The sequence below is a fragment of the Cupriavidus sp. GW822-FHT06G04 genome (assembly GCF_058799075.1).
The window spans coordinates 654,893-671,845 of the sequence record NZ_JBXALD010000001.1; the positions used below are offsets into that span (position 1 = coordinate 654,893).

The window sequence follows — 16,953 nt, forward strand, 5'->3', positions numbered from 1 at the left end:
CGGATACGATGGGGTTTTTCATTGGCGCTCCGCCTTTTGACCCGTCACCCATGACCGCACCCGCCTTCGAATCCAAACTGGTCCCGGCCGATGACGTGGCCGCACTGCATGCCGCAGTCGCCGCGCTGCCGCGTCCGCTGGTCTTTACCAACGGCGTGTTCGACATCCTGCATCGCGGCCATGCCACGTATCTGGCGCAGGCGCGCGCCATGGGCGCCAGCCTGGTGGTGGGCGTGAACAGCGACGCTTCCGTGAAGATGCTCGGCAAGGGCGACGACCGGCCGCTCAATCACGAGGGCGATCGCATGGCACTGCTGGCGGCGCTGGCGTCGGTCGATCTGGTGGCGATGTTCCGCGAGCAGACGCCCGTCGAACTGATCCGCCTGGTGCGTCCCGATATCTATGTGAAGGGCGGCGACTACGACATCGACACGCTAGAAGAAACCCGCCTCGTGCGCAGTTGGGGCGGCGAGGCCTACGCGATCGAGTTCCTGCACGATCGATCGACCACCAAGCTTCTGACCAAAGTGCGGCAGCAGCGTTGAAGCGGCGTGCCCTGGCGCCAGCCGCGCCCTATCCCGCCCGAGCGGCGCTGCGCCCGTCGCGCGCCTGCGTGATGCCGTTGCACGCTTGCAGGACTTCCGCGCCATAGCGTGCGCGTACTTCGTCCATGCGCATGCGCACGGCCTCGCTGGCGTGCGGCACGCGGAGCCACTGGCGCGGCACCGCGCGCGGCGCATCGCTGATCAGCGCCGTCCGCACGCCCTGCGCACGCAGCGACTCCAGGAATCTGTCGGCACGCTCGCGGTCGCGGAACAGCCCCAGCGACACCGTGAACGACGCGGCATCCTCGCCTGACACCACCGACACATCCGTGACCTTGCGGCGACGCAGTTCCGCCAGCTTGCGCTCGGCGTTTTCGCGCGTCGCCTGCGCGGGCAGATGCACCCACCAGCGCACCTGTTCGCTGCGCTCGAACTGATCGACAGGCATGGGCGCGCCCGCCGCGATGGCGCTCAGGTCTTCCCTGGCGCGCTGCGCGGTCTGCATCGTGAAGCCGCCCATTTCCATGCAGCCATCGGCGGGCGCCGCGGCCAGCGTGACGCTGCCCGGCGTTGCGCCGCGCGGCGCGGGAGCCGAGGCGGGGGCCGCCGGCGCCGAGGCATCGGTGGGCGCCAGCAATTGCATGCGATCGCCGCGCACCTGCTGTTCGACGCGCTGCGGTTCGCGCGGGCTTTCCAGCATGCCGGCCAGCGGTTGCGGACCGAACGCGCCCAGCAACGCCGCCAGCAGCAGCGCATTGGCGATCAGCAGGATCAGCAGCAGAACGGTCGGGCCTCGCCGGGACATGGATGCGCTGGAGCGTGTGTGAAGGGTGAGGTGGAACGGGGGCGGATGGCGCGCGCCGTGGGGCTCAGCCCCGCGCCATCGCGTGCAACCCAAGCAGCACAAGATTATCGTGCATCTCGAACGGCATCGCGAGCGCATTCGCCACGACATGCCGCGCGCCGCCGGACAGCAGGCAACGCACCGGCCCGCGTTCGCCCAGCGCGCACCAGGAACGCTCGATGGCGCCGGCCTGCGCGGCCAGGCACCCGGCGGCAATCGCGTCGCGAGTGTTGTCTGCGCCCAACGCCCGCACCGCGCGCGCAGCGCCCGCGCCGGTGTCCAGCACATCGAGTTCGGGCAGTTGCGCGGTGTTGCGCGCCAGCGTGCCCAGCATCAGCGCCAGACCGGGCAGGATCAATCCGCCCTCGAAGCGGGCGCCATTGGGGCCCGCCGTGACGATATCGAGCGTAGTGGCCGTGCCGGCCGTGACGATCAGCAGGTTTTCTCCCGGCAGCCAGCGATGTGCGCCGATGCATCCGGCCCAGCGGTCCACGCCGAGCTGCGTCGGCTCGCGGTAGCCATTGACCAGATCGCCATGCGTGGTAGCCGTGCGTACCCATTGCAGCGCCACGCCCGTGCCGAACGCGTCGGCCAGCAGCGCATCGACCTCGCCGGCCAGCGTCGGCCCGGCGACATTGGCCACCCACACCTCGGGCGCCTTGCCCGCCGCCAGTCGTCGCCAGGCGCCGACCAGCGCGGCGCGCTCAGTCGGCATCGCATGCGTGGCGGCGCCCGCGTGCTGCCACGGCGTGGGCAACGCGCCGGTCGACGCAGCAGGCGCGCTGGCATCGCACCAGGCCCATTTCAGCCGCGTATTGCCGATATCGATCAGCAGCGCGCTCATGCGCCGGCTCCCCGCAGCGACACCTCGCCGCTGGCAATCCGTTCCAGTCCCGCCGCCGTTTCCAGCAGCAGATGACCTTCGGCATCGACGCCACGCGCCACGCCCTCGGCCAGCACCGCGCCATCGTGCAGCAGGCGCACGGGTTCGTCGCGATACGCATCGCGCGCCGACCACGCCTGCGCCATCGGCGCGAAACCGTCGGCCACGAATCGTGTCCGCATACACGCCAGGCGTTCAAGCACCGCACCCAGAATGCGCGTGGGATCGCGCTGCGCATCGAACGGCGTCATCGCCTCGGCCACGCCCGCCAGCGCGCGGCCGAGCGCCGCCTCCATGCGCGCATCGCGCACCAGGTTCAGACCGATGCCGATCACGGCCCATAGCCGCTGCGGCCCGGCCGGCACCGATTCGATCAGGATCCCCGCCAGCTTGCGACCGTCGATCTGCAGGTCGTTGGGCCACTTCAGGCCGATGCGCGCCCCGAGCGCGGCATCGCATTGTTCCAGCGCTTCGGCCACCGCCAGGCCCACGGCAAGGCTCAGGCCGCTCAGGCGCGCCGGCGTCAGCGCCAGCGGCATTGCCACCGAAAACGTCAGCCCTGCCTGCCCCTGCCATGGACGGCCCTGCCGGCCGCGCCCCGCCGTCTGCCGATAGGCAACGCGCACGCGCACGCCATCCTCGTCCCACGTTGCCGCGCGGCAGGCCTGTGTCAGGTCGGCATTGGTCGAGCCGGTCTCGTCCACCACCTCGACCCGCCAGTGGCGCGCCGCACCCGCATCGAGCATGCGACGCAAGGCGTTCTGGTCGATGCGCCAGGCCGGCAAGGCGGCGGCGTCAGCGGCGCGGGCGGGGACGGGGCGGTCGGAAAAATCAGACATTGCGTGTGGGAATCGGGAGGACCGCGCCGGTGCGGCGCGCGCTTGGCGAGATTGTAGCCGCGGCCGTGTCAGAGGATGTCCGGTCGCAACGACTCGCTTGGTAGCATAGAATCGGGACTCAGCCATCACATCGCCCCGACATTTGGACCGCCCGCCAACGCCCGCCATCGACATCTCTCGCCAGGACGGAGCCTGCAGCGTACAACTGCAAGGGGACTGGACCGCACTTGCATTGGCCGAGTGCCACGAGGCGCGCGGCCTGCGCGCCCAGCTACGCAAGCTTGCCGAAGCGCCCGAACATGCTAGCTGGTCGCTGGCCGGAATTACGCGGCTCGACCACATCGGCGCGCAACTGATCTGGCAGGCATGGAACGGCCGTATGCCGGAGCGCGTGGAGCTCAACGACGGACAGCGGCGCGTGTTCGACCGCATTGCCGGCCTGCGTACCGACGGCTGGAAGAAACGCATGGTCGACCGCTTCAATCCGGTGACGCTCCTCGGCGCCGGATTGCTGTCGCTGGTCTCGCAGCTCGGCGTCGGCATCACCCTGCTGGGCCAGTTGGCGTTCGACCTGCTGCGTTTCCTGCGCGCGCCGCAACGCGGGCCGTGGCGCGAGATTTCGGCCAACATCTACAACATCGGCTACAAGGCGCTGGGCATCACCGCGCTGGTGGGCTTCCTGATCGGCATCGTGCTGTCCTACCTGTCGGCCAACCAGCTGCGGATATTTGGCGCCAGCACATTCATCGTCAACATCCTGGGCATGGCCGTGATCCGCGAACTCGGTCCGGTGCTCGCGGCAATCCTGATCGCCGGCCGTTCGGGCTCGGCCATCACCGCGCAGATCGGCGTGATGCGGGTGACCGAGGAACTCGATGCGATGAGTGTGATGGGCATCTCGCACGGGTTCCGGCTGATCATGCCGCGCGTGATCGCGCTGGCCATCGCCATGCCGCTGCTGGTGGCGTGGACCGACCTGATGGCGTTGCTGGGCGGCATGACCGCCGCGCGCTTGCAGCTCGACATCAGCTTTGCATTCTTTTTGCGCCAGTTGCCCGACGCCGTGCCGGTGGCCAATTTGTGGCTGGGGCTGGGCAAGGGTGTCGTGTTCGGCATGCTGATCGCGCTGACGGCCTGCCACTTCGGGCTGCGCATCAAGCCCAACACGCAAAGCCTGGGCGAAGGCACCACGGCGTCGGTGGTCACCTCCATCACGGTGGTGATCCTGGCGGACGCGATCTTCGCCATCATCTTCAAGGACGTGGGCTTATGAGCGCCAATGCGAACGCCGATTCCATGGTGGCGCGCGACACGCCGCGCGAGCGCATCATCGAGGTGCGCGATCTGGTCAAGCGCTACGGCGACAACGTGGTGCACGACGGGCTCAACCTCGACGTCTATCGCGGCGAAGTGCTGTCGATCGTGGGCGGCTCCGGCACCGGCAAGACCGTGCTGCTGCGCCAGATCGTCGGGCTGGACAGGCCCACGTCGGGCACCATCAAGGTGTTCGGCGAAAATCCCGCCAGCCTGACGCCCGCGCAATTGCAGGCGCTGCGTAATCGCTGGGGCCTGCAGTTCCAGCGCGGGGCGCTTTTTTCCGCGCTGTCCGTGATCGACAACATTGCGTTGCCGCTGCGCGAAATGCGCGCGCTGCCGGACAACCTGATCTGCCAGGCGTCGCTGCTGAAGCTGCAGCTGGTGGGCCTATCGGCCAAGGACGCCGACAAGATGCCGTCGGATCTTTCCGGCGGCATGATCAAGCGCGTGGCTCTGGCGCGCGCGCTGGCGCTGGAACCCGAACTGGTGTTCCTGGACGAACCCACCGCGGGCCTGGACCCGATGGCGTCGGACGACTACGTCTCGCTGATCCGCGAACTGCGCCGCGAACTGGGCCTGACCGTGGTGATGATCACGCACGACCTCGATACGCTGGTGGCGCTGTCGGATCGCGTGGCCGTGCTGGCCGATCGCAAGGTGCTGGCCGCCGCGCCAATCGCCGAGGTGATCAAGGTCGATCATCCATTCATTCGCGAATATTTTCTGGGCGAACGTGCCCAGCGCGCGCTGCAGGCGCTGCCCGCTCCCCATGCGGACGGCGGCGCGGCGGCGCATACCGGAGAAGTCTGATGGAAAACAAGTCAAACGCCTTCCTGGCCGGCGTGTTCACCATCGGTCTGGCAGTCCTGGTGCTGTTCTCGCTGTTCTGGTTCAGCAGTGACCACGCCGTGCGCGTGCCGTACGACCTGATCACGCGGTCCACGGTGAACGGGCTGGGACCGCAGGCCGACGTGAAGTATCGCGGGCTCGACGTCGGCAAGGTGGTGTCGATCAAGTTCGATCCGCAGGTGCCGGGGCAGATCATCGTGCGCATCAACGTGAACCAGGACACGCCGATCACGCGCACCACCTACGCCACGCTGGGCTTCCAGGGCGTCACCGGCATCGCCTACGTGCAGCTGGACGATACTGCGCGCGAGCAGGGATCGGACGCCAGTTCGCCGCGCCTGACGACATCGGCGCGCGAGCCGGCGCGCATCGTGATGCGGCCCGGGTTTTTCGAGGAACTGGAAAAGCGCGGCGATTCGCTGCTGACGCAGACCGAATCGCTGATGACATCGCTCAACGAGATGTTCAAGACCGAGAATCGGGACGAACTGATGGCGGCGATCCAGTCCGTGCACAAGACCGCCGACGACTACTCGAAGCTCGCCGCGTCGTTGCAGCCGGCCGCCGCACGCCTGCCTGCGGCCGTGGAAAACCTCAATGCGACGTTGCAGTCCACGCGCCGGCTGGCGGACGACCTCGCCAGTCCGAATGGCACCGTGATGCGTACGGTCAATCGCGTTGGCGAGAACATGCAGGGCGCTGCCGATTCTGTGCAGCAGGCCGCGGGCATCTTCACGCAGGAAACGCTGCCGCAGCTCAACGGCCTGGCGCGCGATGCGCGGCAGACCGCGCGCAGCATCGACCGCGCCGCCGGCCAGTTCAACGATAAGCCGAGCAGTGTGTTGTTTGGCGGGCCGTCGCCCGCGCCTGGTCCGGGCGAACCCGGCTTCCAGTCGCCTTGAGCACGTCCAGGCCGCCAGGCGCGCAACCATGAACATTCCGGCTGCGCGTATCGAACGCAGCGCCTTTTGATACGTCCAAAGATCCGATTGCCGAGATCCGCCATGACCCAAGTTTCCGCCCTCGCCCGACTGTCGACTCGACGAACCGCCCGGCCGCACGCCGCGGCCGATGCTGCCGCCGGCATCGCCGGCCGCGTCGCGCCGATGGCCCGCTTGGCCGCGCTGGCCCTGCTGGCGGCGCTGTCCGGCTGCAGCGTGTTTTCGTCGGGATCGCAAAGCACCACCACCTATGACCTGGGCCCGCTGGCCGCAGCGCCGTCGCAGGCGCCGGCCCGCCTGCCCAAGCTGCGCGTGGCCGAGACCGATGGGCCGACATGGATGGATGGACGCGGCGTCTATTACCGTCTGCAATACACGCAGGCGCAACGGCTGCAGGCGTATTCGACGCAACGCTGGGTCGATGCGCCCACGCGCCTGTTCGACGACCGCCTGCGCGACGCGGTGTCCGGGCGCGGCGCACTGACGTGGTACGGCGACACCAGCGTGCCGGCCATCAAGGTCGATCTACTGGGCTTCGAACAGGTCTTCGATTCGCCCACCAGCAGTCGGGGCGTGGTGCGGGCGCGCGCGACGGTATTCCACAAGGGCTTGCTCGGTCAGAAGACCTTCGTGGCGGAACAGCCGGCGCCCAGCGCCGACGGCGCGGGTGGCGTGAAGGCGCTGTCGGCAAGCGCCGATGCGGTGATCGCCGCGATCCTTGACTGGGCCGCCACGCTGCCGCTGGAAGTCGCCGCGGCGAGCGGTCCGGCCCAGTTGCCGCGCGTCAATCCGCCCGCGCGCGACGCGGTGCCGCTGCCGACCGCGCAAACACCGAAGCCGACGCCGCCGCGCCCGTGACGCATATGGCGCGCATCGGGCAGTAGCAACACATCCACACGATCATGGCCATGGAAGCGCCCCCGCCATCGCCGCCAGAGCTGCCGCGCCAGGCCGAACTGGAAGGCTGGCTGCCGCGTCATTCGCCGCTGGCGCGCGTGGGACTGATCTGTTTCACGCTGCTGGTGGTGTATGCCAGCCTGTATCCGTTCAGCGGCTGGGTCAATAACGGGATTTCGCCCTTCGCATTCCTGACTGCGCCAAAGCCGCGCTACATCACGGAATTCGATCTGCTTACCAATGTGCTCGGCTATTGTCCGTTTGGCGCGCTGGTGGTGCTGTCATTGCACCCGCGCATATCGGGCGCGCGCGCGACGCTGATCGCGCTGGTGGCCGGCGCATTGCTGTCGGCGGTGATGGAGGCGCTGCAGACCTGGCTGCCCACGCGCATCTCGTCGAATATCGACCTGATCACCAATGCGCTGGGCGCGTTGCTGGGCGCCGCGATGGTCGCGCCGTTCACCAGCGCGCTGATCGACCGTGGCACGCTGACGCGCCTGCGCATGGCATGGTTCGAGCCGCATGCCAGTTTCGCCATCATCCTGATCATGCTGTGGCCGTTTGCGCAGGTGTTTCCGCAGGAGCACCTGTTCGGCATGGGCGGCATCGTGCGCGAATGGCTGACCGATCCCGATTCATGGCCGATGGCGTGGGTGCAGGCGTACTTTCCATCGCTGATCGAATGGCAGGACAACATCGGCGTGCGTCCCGACGACATGCAGAGCCAGTTGCTGCTGGAAACCCTGGTCACGGCCACCAGCTGGATCGGCACGGGCCTGTTCGCGTCGATCGCGATGCGCCGCAGCGCGCCGATGCTGCGCATCCTCGCGGGCCTGCTGACGGCCGCGCTGATCATCAAGGCCGCCGTGGCCGAACTGCAGTTTCCCGATGACAACGCATTCATCTGGCTGTCCGAAGGCGGACGCTTTGCGCTGCTGACCAGTTCGCTGGTGCTGGTCCTGCTGCTGCGCCTGCCGCGCTGGCTGCGCGCCATCCTGGCAACCGTGTCGCTGATTGCGCTGGTGGTGCTGACCAATGTGCTGCCGCCCAATCCCTATGCATGGATTTCCGAACAGGGCTGGCGCATGGGCCGCTTCATCCATTTCAACAGCCTCGCACAATGGCTTGGCTGGCTGTGGCCATTCATGGCGTTCTTCTACGTGGTGTGGCGTTTCGAGCAGATCAACGTGCGACGCCGTCTGCAAAAGCGCGCCCAGCGCCGCGCCGCCGCCCGCGCCGTGGCCGCCGCCACGCAGCACCGCCACGAATCGAAGCAACCATCGGGCGATTAACTGAACGTCCCGCATTCCATCGTTTGTGACGCTACGCGACGTCTTCGAAGCGCTTCGGATCCACCGCATGCACTATGACTCGATCCTGTGCCTGTTCTGCCGGGAATCGATCTTTCGCGATGGCGCGTCTTACCATGCGATAACGCCGGGATTTGGCTAAGCGCAACCAAGTACTTCCGTGCATCGCCGAGTATTTCCGGTCGCGGCCAATCACTGGCCGCACGCAAATACCGCCGTCACAGAAGGAGTATCCCGCATGAAGCCTATCCGCAGTCCACGGGCGATTGCCGGATCGATTACGGGTTATACCGGACCACTTCACTACGTCGAATACCAGCTTGGCGAACGCATGAGGATCGTGTCGACGCCCGGCTCGCACGCACGCCAGTTGGTGATCACCGCGCATGGCTGCTACGGACGCCGGTCAGGAGACGTCGCGGTGCCGCCATCGACGGTGGTCAAGTTTCTGAACCCGCATGGCACTGTGCTGCGCGATCCCGGACTGATGCTGGCCACTGGCATTAGAAAGATATTGTTCTCGTCGATCGCCGGCACGTACGCGCTACGCTACGACCGGCGCGGATGCGAGGTCATAGAACAGGAAGATTTCCGGCCCCTGTCCGGAAGTTCCAGACTCGGATGGGTCAAGAACTACTCGCTGACCAAGTACGAGGATCACGACGTGGCCAGGCTCGCTCACGCGGCATGCATGAACCGCCTCCACTACAAAGCGAGCGTGGTCCCCGAGTGCGATTTTCTGGCAATCCGCAATAGAAAATATCTGTCGGCCCGCTTGACCGACGTGTGCCTGGGCGACGTCTTCAGGGAACTGGCCGCTCACGGCATGCACTACGACACCATCGTCTGCGTATTCTGTCGCGCCCCGAATTACAAGGATCACCAGCGCTACGACGCGCTCGCACATGCCATCGTCGGCCCCGCCTAGTGCGGTGCCTGCTGCATGGCGGTACGCGCCGCTCAGTGCAACTGCCCGCCCTGCTCGCGAATATCGGCCTGTGTCGTCAGCGTGGTGGCGACGGCCACGCGCAGCCCGGCAATCAGCGTATCGAGCGCAAGGCTCGGCGCGCCCGGATGCCGCGCGGCCTGCTCGGGCAGATAGGGAATATGAATGAAGCCGCCGCGCACGGCCGCTACGCCGGGCTGCGCCAGCGTATGCATCAGCCCGTAGAACACGTGATTGCAGACGAAGGTGCCCGCCGTCTGCGACACCATGGCGGGCACGCCGGCCGCGCGCATGTCCCGCACGATCGCCTTGATCGGCAGCGAGGAAAAATAGGCGGCGGGGCCGGCGGGCGCAATGGCGGCGTCGATGGGCTGCGCGCCGGCGTTGTCGGCAATGCGCGCGTCGTCGACATTGATCGCCACGCGCTCGATGGACATTTCCGTACGTCCACCCGCCTGCCCCACCGCGATCACCACATCGGGACGCACCTCCGCCACCAGCGCCGCCATCACGTCGATGGCCTTGCCGAACACGCAAGGCAGCTGGCGCGCGACGATGGTCGCATCGCCAACGCGCTCGCCATCGAGCGCGCGCACCGCCTCCCATGACGGATTGATCGGTTCTTGTTCGAACGGCTCGAAGCCGGTGAGCAGGACAGTGCGGCCAGGCATGGCGGCTCCTTACATCAGGAAGTACAACAGGAAAATGTTGGCGACCAGAATGGCCAGCGCAGTGGGCACCTGCGCGCGGATCACGGCGTTCTTGTCCTCCAGCTCCAGCAGCGCGGCAGGCACGATGTTGAAGTTGGCGGCCATCGGCGTCATCAGCGTGCCGCAGTAGCCCGAGAACATGCCAATGGCAGCCATCACCGCCGGATTGCCGTGGAACATGCCGACCAGGATCGGCACGCCGACGCCGCCCGTCATCACCGGGAACGCGGCAAAGCCGTTACCCATGATGACGGTGAACAGCGCCATGCCGACGCAGTACACCGTCACGGCCACCAGCTTGAAGTCCATGTTGATGTACGACGTGGTCAGGTGCGCCACGGCCTTGCCCACACCGGCATCGGCAAACACCAGCCCCAGCATGGCCAGCATCTGCGGCAGCACCAGCGCCCAGCCCAGCGATTCGATCAGGCGGCGCGACTCGCGCATGCTTTGCGTCACGGTGTCGCGTGTGAGCCAGCACACCACCAGCAGCGACACCAGGCAACCGACGCCAAGCGATACAAACGTGACGTTCTTCGGATCGAGCAGCGCCAGGCCGGCAATCTTCACGTCCTTGAACAGCACCGTGCCCAGCACCGTGACCAGCGGGATCAGCAAGGCCGGGATAAACAGCTTGTTGCCCAGGCGCGTGGCGCTGGCGCGCCGTTCCGCTTCGGGCAGCGTGCCATGCTTGCCGTGCCCCACGCCGCCAAACCCGGCGATCAGCGCCATCACCACCGCCGCCACGCCGACGATTGCCGGCGGTATCTTGTCGCCAATCAGGAAGATGATCGCGTAGAGCAGCCAGAACAGCCCGGTGGACAGCCGACGCGGATGCGTCTTGTCCGTGAACGTCATCAGCGCCGTGATCAGCAGGATCAAGCCGGCAAGCCAGTACAGGTATTCGATCGAGATAATCATGGCTTACTCTCCCTTGGCCGCAGCCGGCGCAGTTTGCGTCGCGGAGGTGGCCGCAGCCTGCCCGCCGCCCAGCTCGCGCGCGAGCCAGCCGTCCAGGCGCTTCAGACGCACGGCGTGGATCAGGAACGCGCAGATCGCGGTCGGGATGCCCCACACGGCGATATGCAGCGGCTCCACATCGATGTTCGACGACAGCAGGAACGTGTGCATCAACGCGATGGCGCCGAACGCAACGAAGATGTCCTCGCCGAAAAACAAGCCGACGTTATCGGTGGCGGCGCAAAACGCCAGAACGCGCTGGCGCACCGGCTCGGGCAGCTTGCCGAACTTGTTCTCGGCAGCGCCTTCGGCCATCGGCGCCAGCAGCGGCCGCACCATTTGCGGATGGCCGCCGAGACTTGTCAGCCCCACCGCGGCGGTCAACTCGCGCACGGCCAGGTAGACGATCAGCAGGCGGCCGACCGTGGCCGATGCGATGCGCGAAATCCACGCCTGCGCATGCTCGCGCAGACCGTGCCGTTCCAGCAGGCCGATCACGGCCAGCGGCAGCAGGATGATCAGCGGCAGGTTGCGCGCTTTCACAAATGCCGTGCCGATGGCGGTGAAGATCTGCGTGACCGGCATCGACGCGGCAAGCCCCGTAGCGATGGCGGCGGCCGCCACCACGAGCATGGGGTTGAAGCGCAGCACGAAACCCAGAATGATGACACCGACCCCGAGCAGGGGCCAAAGATTGACAGCCGATTCCATAGGACAGACCCGATATTGTTGGTGGAGCAAACCAGCGCCGCAGGGCGTCGCCCGTCAGTTGCCGGCCCGGATGGCGATGCCTTCCGCGCCGAGCCGATCCCGGATGCGGCGTGCGAAGGCAAGCGCGTGGGCGCCGTCGCCGTGCAGACACACGGTTTCGGCGCGAATCGGTACCCAGGTGCCATCGATCGCGCGCACCTGCCGGTCGCGGATCATCGACAGCGTCTGGTTCAGGGCCACCTCTTCGTCGTCATGCAGCGCGCCCGGCGTGCCGCGCTTGACGAGGGTGCCGTCGGGGTTGTAGCCGCGGTCGGCGAACACTTCTTCCTTCACGCGCAACCCCGCTTCGCGCGCCATGGTGATCATCTGGCTGTTGGCCAGTCCGAAGAAGACCAGGTCGGAATCGAAGTCGCGCACCGCGCGCACGATGGCGTCGCACAGCTTGGCATCGCGCACGGCCATGTTGTAGAGCGCGCCGTGCGGCTTCACATGCGAGAGTTGCCCGCCCTGCGCCCGCACGATCGCGGCCAGCGCGCCGATCTGGTACAGCACGTCGGCGTAGACCGCCTCGGGATCGCGTTGCATTTCGGTGCGGCCAAAATTTTCGCGATCGGGAAAGCTCGGATGCGCGCCGATCGCCACGTCATTGGCCAGCGCCCATTTCACCGTCTGCAGCATCGTCGCGGCGTCGCCAGCGTGCCAGCCGCAGGCCACGTTGGCCGAACTGATCAGCTTGATCAGCGCTTCGTCGTTGCCGCAGCCTTCGCCAAGGTCAGCGTTCAGGTCGATTTGCATGGAGCGTTCTCCGGAGGTAGGGGGCGTAGGAATTCGGTGATTCACGCGACACAGCGCGTGGTGGTGCGGCGGCGCGCGGCAATCGGCATGCCGTCGCCCTGCCAGCGCAGCGCCTGGTCGATCTGGCGCAGATAGCGGTCCACTTCGGCCTGCGCGACGGCGGCTTCTTCGATGGTCACCTGCTGGAAGCGCACGCTGGCGCCCAGCGGCACCTGCGCCAGGCGCCAGAGATCCGCGCCGATCACGGTGCCGATCTTGGGATAGCCGCCGGTGGTCTGCGCATCGCTCATCAGCGCGATCGGCTGGCCGTTCGGCGGCACCTGCATCACGCCGGGCACCACGCCGTGCGACAGCAAGTCGCCCGAGCGGTCCGCGCGCCGGGCCAGCGCCGGGCCCTGCAGGCGCAGGCCCATGCGGTTGCTTTGCGGCGTGATGGTCCATTCGGACGCCCACAGCGCGGCCTGCGATGCGGAGTCGAAATCGGGATATTCGGGGCCGGCCAGCATGCGGATCGTCAGCGCGTTGCCTGCGCGATTTGCGGAAAGCGCCCATGCTGGGGCCGCCACGCCAACCCAGTCTTGCGCGGCGTCAATGCCCGGGCGCCCGACGGGCAGGCAATCGCCCTCGTGCAGCACGCGGCCCTCGAAGCCGCCATAGGCGGATTTGAGATCGGTGCTGCGCGAATTCATCACCAGCGGCACGTCGATACCGCCGGCCACGCACAGGTAGGTGCGCGTCGCGCCGCGCGGCGACGGCAGCGTCAGCGTCTCTCCGCGACGCACGTCGAAGGCGTGCCACGACCACACCGGCACGCCATCGAGGTTGGCGCTGCATTCGGCGCCGGTCAACGCCACGCGCATGTCGGCGTTGAAGCGCAGCGAGGCGCGGCCGAGCGTGAATTCGATGGCGGCGGCGTTCGGGTCATTGCCGAGCAGACGGTTGCCGACGCGCAGCGCCAGCGTATCGGCGGCGCCGGAGCGCCCGACACCGAAACGGCGAAATCCCACACGGCCCAGATCCTGCACCGACGCCTGTGCGCCGGGACGAATGATTTCAATCACAACAGGACCTCCTCGGCCACGAATCGCACGGTATCGCCAGGGGCGAACAACGATGGCGGATCGCGGTCCGCCACGAACAGTTGCGCATCGGTGCGCCCGATCAACTGCCAGCCGCCGGGCAGCACGGCCGGGTAGATGCCGGTCTGCTCGCCGCCGATGCCGACCGCGCCGGCGGGCACGGCCAGGCGCGGCTCGCGGCGGCGCGGCGTGGCCAGTTCGGGCGCCAGTCCGCCCATATAGGCGAAGCCCGGCTGGAATCCGAGGAAATACACCACGTATTCGCCCGCGGCGTGGCGACGCACCACTTCTTCGGGCGACAGCCCCGTGTGCGCGGCCACGTCGGCAATGTCCGGCCCGAATTCGCCGCCGTAACGCACAGGGATTTCGACAAGCTTGCCGGTTGTGTTACGGGTTTCGCCAGACGCCCACGCCAGCTTCAGATTGCGCTCCAGCGCGGCCACATCGGCCGTTTCGTCAAAGGCAACGGTCAGGTTATTCATGCCCGGCACCACATCCACCACGCCGCGCCAGTCGGCGGCGCGTTCCGCCATGGCCCAGATGCGCCGCTGGACGTCCAGCGATGCGGGCGGCGCGACGCTGTACAGCAGCGCCTGTTCGGCCAGACGATGAACGGTGCATTGAGGCATGGGCGGGCTCGCGTTGGGGGGGCGGACAACGTTCCAGTGCAGTGTAGGCGCCACCGGAACGATGAGCGAATTCGCCGAGGAACCCGAAGTGACTCAATCGGATTTCATCAACGATTTATCGATAAATTCATATTATCGAAACATGCCAATGCCCGGCACTCGGGGTTGTCCCTAGGTAGTTATGCACCGTTGTCGACAAGATCGCGCCACAACGGGGACAAAGTGATCGATATATCGCTCGCAAAGAAAGCCGCGTGAAAGCGGGCGACGAGACATTTACCGCGAGCTTCGCGCGGCCGTGACAAAAGCGTGCGCACAAAACAAAACCGGCCGGGGATGACCCGGCCGGTTGGCGTCGATGCGAAGGCGATGAAGGGCTCAGGCGAATCCGGCCTGATGCGCCTGCTGATCGGCGTGATACGAGCTGCGAACCATCGCGCCCACCGCGGCATGCGTGAAGCCCATCTTGTAGGCCTCTTCCTCGAACATCTTGAAGGTGTCCGGATGGACGTAGCGCATTACCGGCAGGTGGTGGTTCGACGGCGCCAGGTACTGGCCGATGGTCAGCATGTCGATGTCGTGCGCGCGCATGTCGCGCATGACTTCGAGGATTTCCTCGTCGGTTTCGCCCAGGCCCACCATCAGGCCCGACTTGGTCGGCACATCGGGATGGCGGCGCTTGAATTCCTGCAGCAGCTTCAGCGAATGCGCATAGTCGGCGCCCGGACGCGCCTGCTTGTACAGGCGCGGCACGGTTTCCATGTTGTGGTTCATCACGTCGGGCGGCGATTGCTGCAGCACGTCCAGCGCCTTGTCCAGGCGGCCGCGGAAATCGGGCACCAGCACCTCGATGCGCGTGTTGGGCGACAGCGCGCGCGTCTGCGAAATGCAATCGACGTAATGCTGGGCGCCGCCGTCGCGCAGATCGTCACGGTCGACGCTGGTGATCACCACATAGTTGAGCTTGAGCTGTGCGATGGTGCGCGCCAGGTTGCCCGGCTCGTTCACGTCCAGCGGATCGGGACGGCCGTGGCCGACGTCGCAGAACGGGCAGCGGCGCGTGCACTTGTCGCCCATGATCATGAACGTGGCCGTACCCTTGCCAAAGCATTCGCCGATATTCGGGCAGCTGGCTTCCTCGCACACCGTGACGAGGTTGTTGGCGCGCAGGATGTCCTTGATCTCGTAGAAGCGCGAGTTGCCGGTGGCGGCCTTGACGCGAATCCAGTCGGGCTTCTTGAGTTTTTCGGCCGGCACGATCTTGATCGGAATGCGTGCGGTCTTCTCGGCCGACTTCTGCTTCTTGGTGGCGTCGTACTCGGGGGATTGCGGGGCTTCGCTGGACGTAGCGATCAGGGCGTCGCTCATACTGTTCTCCGCACGCGCAGCCGCGTGCATGTTGGGCGTTGATTCGGGGCCGGGCGTGCCATGGTCAGGCGGCCTCGGCAGCGGCATTCCCGTGGGCCTGCGCCCGCGCCTCGCGCGCTGCCAGGACCGCGCACAGGGCCGCCGCCAGGCGTTGTGCGACTTCGGGTTGTTGTGCCGCGGTGACGGGCAGCGGCGCCGCGCCGGCATCGTCCGCCGCCGTGAAGGTGGCGCCCGCGCTGGCCATGTCGACTGTTTCCAGCCCGGCATAGCCGCAGGGATTGATGCGCAGGAACGGGTTCAGGTCCATCTGCACGTTGAGGCTGACACCGTGATAGCTGCAGCCGTTGCGGATCTTGAGGCCGAGCGCGGCAATCTTGGCGCCCTGGTGCGGACCGTCGGACAAATAGATGCCGGGGGCGCCGGGCTTGCGTTCGGCTGCGAGATTATACGCCGCGAGCGTGTCCAGCACTGCCTGCTCGATATCGTGGACCAGCTCGCGCACCATCAGGTGGCGGCGGCGCAGATCCAGCAGCAGATAGGCCACCACCTGGCCAGGACCGTGATAAGTGATCTGTCCGCCACGGTCGATTCTCACTACCGGAATCGCGTCGTCCGGCGCCAGCAGGTGCGACGGATCGCCGGCCTGCCCGAGCGTGAAGACCGGCGGGTGCTCGACCAGCCAGATCTGGTCGGGCGTTTCTGATGTGCGTGCGGCCGTGAAAGCCCGCATCGCGTCGAAACAGGGCTCATACGGCTGGCGTCCCTGATCGATGACTTGAATCGGATGCATGGCCGAGAGTGTAACGAAAAGGGCCGGCCCGCGCTGACGTCGGACCGGCCCGCTCATGGGTTGTCGTCGGGCGGCGGCCAGACCAGCCGGACCTGCCGCCGCGCGTCTTCAGGAGACGTGAACCTTGTCCTGCCCCGGCGTCCATTCGGTGCCTCGAATCAGACGCCTCGCGGCGCGCGCCACCAGATGCGGCACGTCGGCCAGCGTCAGCGCCGGACGGCGCGTCTCGGCGATCAGCGCCAGACGCACCGGGCCGGCTGCACGCGGATCGATGCTGAGGACGATTTCATCGCCACGCTTGAGGAGCAGGCTGCAGCCGCAGCGCAGCCAGTAATCCTCGGAATCATTTTCACGCGTCACCCACACGTCCACACCTTTCGCGTCTTCCACGAACAGACGCTGGGCAGCGTGCATGGACAGCGCGGTGACTTCGCCGGGGTTCAGCGAAAAGACGGTCGTTGTGAGCAAGGTTTGCATGATGGTTTCTCCGTAGGCCCGGACGCGCACTGTTTGTCGTGTTACCGAGACTGGCTTGGTCAT

General features: G+C 66.8%; 19 protein-coding genes. 7 read left to right on the forward strand and 12 right to left on the reverse strand.

Going from position 1 to position 16,953, the window contains the following annotated elements; translation table 11 throughout:
• The first annotated feature begins 50 nt into the window (after positions 1-50).
• Positions 51-545 carry a D-glycero-beta-D-manno-heptose 1-phosphate adenylyltransferase gene (gene rfaE2, locus AC1RKI_RS03060; RefSeq protein WP_061960220.1) on the forward strand — a complete coding sequence of 165 codons (495 nt, stop codon included), beginning with the start codon at positions 51-53 and terminating at the stop codon, positions 543-545.
• A 28-nt stretch (positions 546-573) separates the two neighbouring features.
• Here the strand turns inward: rfaE2 and AC1RKI_RS03065 are convergent, their stop codons facing one another.
• From AC1RKI_RS03065 to AC1RKI_RS03075, 3 genes are all read right to left on the reverse strand, one after another.
• The gene (locus tag AC1RKI_RS03065; RefSeq protein ID WP_492793906.1) at positions 574-1,350 is read right to left on the reverse strand and encodes an SPOR domain-containing protein; all 777 of its coding nucleotides are present in this window, start codon (positions 1,348-1,350) and stop codon (positions 574-576) included.
• A 64-nt stretch (positions 1,351-1,414) separates the two neighbouring features.
• On the reverse strand, positions 1,415-2,233 hold the full coding sequence (locus tag AC1RKI_RS03070) for a type III pantothenate kinase (RefSeq protein ID WP_492793904.1): 819 nt from the start codon (positions 2,231-2,233) through the stop codon (positions 1,415-1,417).
• A complete protein-coding gene (locus AC1RKI_RS03075; RefSeq protein WP_492793902.1) occupies positions 2,230-3,111 on the reverse strand; it encodes a biotin--[acetyl-CoA-carboxylase] ligase in 882 nt (293 codons plus the stop codon). The genes AC1RKI_RS03070 and AC1RKI_RS03075 overlap by 4 nt, the downstream gene beginning before the upstream one ends.
• Positions 3,112-3,283: 172 nt before the next feature.
• Between AC1RKI_RS03075 and AC1RKI_RS03080 the strand changes: the two genes are divergently transcribed.
• From AC1RKI_RS03080 to AC1RKI_RS03105, 6 genes are all read left to right on the forward strand, one after another.
• Positions 3,284-4,384 carry an MlaE family ABC transporter permease gene (locus tag AC1RKI_RS03080; RefSeq protein WP_490714404.1) on the forward strand — a complete coding sequence of 367 codons (1,101 nt, stop codon included), beginning with the start codon at positions 3,284-3,286 and terminating at the stop codon, positions 4,382-4,384.
• The gene (locus AC1RKI_RS03085) at positions 4,381-5,238 is read left to right on the forward strand and encodes an ABC transporter ATP-binding protein (RefSeq protein ID WP_061959823.1); all 858 of its coding nucleotides are present in this window, start codon (positions 4,381-4,383) and stop codon (positions 5,236-5,238) included. The genes AC1RKI_RS03080 and AC1RKI_RS03085 overlap by 4 nt, the downstream gene beginning before the upstream one ends.
• A complete protein-coding gene (locus tag AC1RKI_RS03090; protein ID WP_200899103.1) occupies positions 5,238-6,179 on the forward strand; it encodes an MlaD family protein in 942 nt (313 codons plus the stop codon). Before AC1RKI_RS03085 ends, AC1RKI_RS03090 begins: the two co-directional genes overlap by 1 nt.
• Positions 6,180-6,383: 204 nt before the next feature.
• Positions 6,384-7,076: an ABC-type transport auxiliary lipoprotein family protein gene (locus AC1RKI_RS03095; protein ID WP_492794318.1), complete on the forward strand. Its 693-nt coding sequence runs from the start codon at positions 6,384-6,386 to the stop codon at positions 7,074-7,076.
• A gap of 44 nt (positions 7,077-7,120) precedes the next feature.
• Positions 7,121-8,407 (forward strand): VanZ family protein, encoded by a 1,287-nt coding sequence (locus tag AC1RKI_RS03100; protein ID WP_150980886.1) that lies wholly within the window; start codon positions 7,121-7,123, stop codon positions 8,405-8,407.
• A gap of 256 nt (positions 8,408-8,663) precedes the next feature.
• Positions 8,664-9,353, forward strand: a complete 690-nt coding sequence (locus AC1RKI_RS03105; RefSeq protein WP_492793899.1) for a putative adhesin — start codon at positions 8,664-8,666, stop codon at positions 9,351-9,353.
• A 32-nt stretch (positions 9,354-9,385) separates the two neighbouring features.
• Here the strand turns inward: AC1RKI_RS03105 and pcp are convergent, their stop codons facing one another.
• The 9 genes from pcp to AC1RKI_RS03150 form a co-directional block, all read right to left on the reverse strand.
• Entirely contained in the window at positions 9,386-10,042 is a 657-nt protein-coding gene (gene pcp / locus AC1RKI_RS03110) for a pyroglutamyl-peptidase I (protein WP_251164474.1), read from the reverse strand.
• Between the two features lie 9 nt (positions 10,043-10,051).
• The gene (locus AC1RKI_RS03115) at positions 10,052-11,002 is read right to left on the reverse strand and encodes a DUF979 domain-containing protein (protein ID WP_061959828.1); all 951 of its coding nucleotides are present in this window, start codon (positions 11,000-11,002) and stop codon (positions 10,052-10,054) included.
• 3 nt (positions 11,003-11,005) lie between these two features.
• Complete coding sequence (locus AC1RKI_RS03120; protein ID WP_061959829.1) at positions 11,006-11,752, reverse strand: DUF969 domain-containing protein; 747 nt, start codon at positions 11,750-11,752, stop codon at positions 11,006-11,008.
• A gap of 54 nt (positions 11,753-11,806) precedes the next feature.
• Positions 11,807-12,547: a 5-oxoprolinase subunit PxpA gene (pxpA, locus tag AC1RKI_RS03125; protein WP_244786484.1), complete on the reverse strand. Its 741-nt coding sequence runs from the start codon at positions 12,545-12,547 to the stop codon at positions 11,807-11,809.
• A gap of 41 nt (positions 12,548-12,588) precedes the next feature.
• Positions 12,589-13,608 carry a 5-oxoprolinase subunit C family protein gene (locus AC1RKI_RS03130; protein WP_341247719.1) on the reverse strand — a complete coding sequence of 340 codons (1,020 nt, stop codon included), beginning with the start codon at positions 13,606-13,608 and terminating at the stop codon, positions 12,589-12,591.
• Positions 13,605-14,255 carry a 5-oxoprolinase subunit PxpB gene (pxpB, locus tag AC1RKI_RS03135; protein WP_061959832.1) on the reverse strand — a complete coding sequence of 217 codons (651 nt, stop codon included), beginning with the start codon at positions 14,253-14,255 and terminating at the stop codon, positions 13,605-13,607. Before pxpB ends, AC1RKI_RS03130 begins: the two co-directional genes overlap by 4 nt.
• A gap of 378 nt (positions 14,256-14,633) precedes the next feature.
• Positions 14,634-15,623: a lipoyl synthase gene (gene lipA / locus AC1RKI_RS03140; protein ID WP_061959841.1), complete on the reverse strand. Its 990-nt coding sequence runs from the start codon at positions 15,621-15,623 to the stop codon at positions 14,634-14,636.
• Between the two features lie 64 nt (positions 15,624-15,687).
• Complete coding sequence (gene lipB / locus AC1RKI_RS03145) at positions 15,688-16,413, reverse strand: lipoyl(octanoyl) transferase LipB (RefSeq protein ID WP_061959833.1); 726 nt, start codon at positions 16,411-16,413, stop codon at positions 15,688-15,690.
• Between the two features lie 108 nt (positions 16,414-16,521).
• Positions 16,522-16,890 (reverse strand): DUF2917 domain-containing protein, encoded by a 369-nt coding sequence (locus AC1RKI_RS03150; RefSeq protein ID WP_492794316.1) that lies wholly within the window; start codon positions 16,888-16,890, stop codon positions 16,522-16,524.
• Positions 16,891-16,953: the final 63 nt, after the last annotated feature.

What these genes read in the sequence shown, in the direction of transcription:
- rfaE2 (WP_061960220.1), top strand. Translation starts at nt 51, where the DNA reads ATGACCGCACCCGCCTTCGAATCCAAACTGGTCCCGGCCGATGACGTG.
- AC1RKI_RS03065 (WP_492793906.1), bottom strand. Translation starts at nt 1,350, where the DNA reads ATGTCCCGGCGAGGCCCGACCGTTCTGCTGCTGATCCTGCTGATCGCC.
- AC1RKI_RS03070 (WP_492793904.1), bottom strand. Translation starts at nt 2,233, where the DNA reads ATGAGCGCGCTGCTGATCGATATCGGCAATACGCGGCTGAAATGGGCC.
- AC1RKI_RS03075 (WP_492793902.1), bottom strand. Translation starts at nt 3,111, where the DNA reads ATGTCTGATTTTTCCGACCGCCCCGTCCCCGCCCGCGCCGCTGACGCC.
- AC1RKI_RS03085 (WP_061959823.1), top strand. Translation starts at nt 4,381, where the DNA reads ATGAGCGCCAATGCGAACGCCGATTCCATGGTGGCGCGCGACACGCCG.
- AC1RKI_RS03090 (WP_200899103.1), top strand. Translation starts at nt 5,238, where the DNA reads ATGGAAAACAAGTCAAACGCCTTCCTGGCCGGCGTGTTCACCATCGGT.
- AC1RKI_RS03095 (WP_492794318.1), top strand. Translation starts at nt 6,384, where the DNA reads ATGGCCCGCTTGGCCGCGCTGGCCCTGCTGGCGGCGCTGTCCGGCTGC.
- AC1RKI_RS03100 (WP_150980886.1), top strand. Translation starts at nt 7,121, where the DNA reads ATGGCCATGGAAGCGCCCCCGCCATCGCCGCCAGAGCTGCCGCGCCAG.
- AC1RKI_RS03105 (WP_492793899.1), top strand. Translation starts at nt 8,664, where the DNA reads ATGAAGCCTATCCGCAGTCCACGGGCGATTGCCGGATCGATTACGGGT.
- pcp (WP_251164474.1), bottom strand. Translation starts at nt 10,042, where the DNA reads ATGCCTGGCCGCACTGTCCTGCTCACCGGCTTCGAGCCGTTCGAACAA.
- AC1RKI_RS03115 (WP_061959828.1), bottom strand. Translation starts at nt 11,002, where the DNA reads ATGATTATCTCGATCGAATACCTGTACTGGCTTGCCGGCTTGATCCTG.
- AC1RKI_RS03120 (WP_061959829.1), bottom strand. Translation starts at nt 11,752, where the DNA reads ATGGAATCGGCTGTCAATCTTTGGCCCCTGCTCGGGGTCGGTGTCATC.
- pxpA (WP_244786484.1), bottom strand. Translation starts at nt 12,547, where the DNA reads ATGCAAATCGACCTGAACGCTGACCTTGGCGAAGGCTGCGGCAACGAC.
- pxpB (WP_061959832.1), bottom strand. Translation starts at nt 14,255, where the DNA reads ATGCCTCAATGCACCGTTCATCGTCTGGCCGAACAGGCGCTGCTGTAC.
- lipA (WP_061959841.1), bottom strand. Translation starts at nt 15,623, where the DNA reads ATGAGCGACGCCCTGATCGCTACGTCCAGCGAAGCCCCGCAATCCCCC.
- lipB (WP_061959833.1), bottom strand. Translation starts at nt 16,413, where the DNA reads ATGCATCCGATTCAAGTCATCGATCAGGGACGCCAGCCGTATGAGCCC.
- AC1RKI_RS03150 (WP_492794316.1), bottom strand. Translation starts at nt 16,890, where the DNA reads ATGCAAACCTTGCTCACAACGACCGTCTTTTCGCTGAACCCCGGCGAA.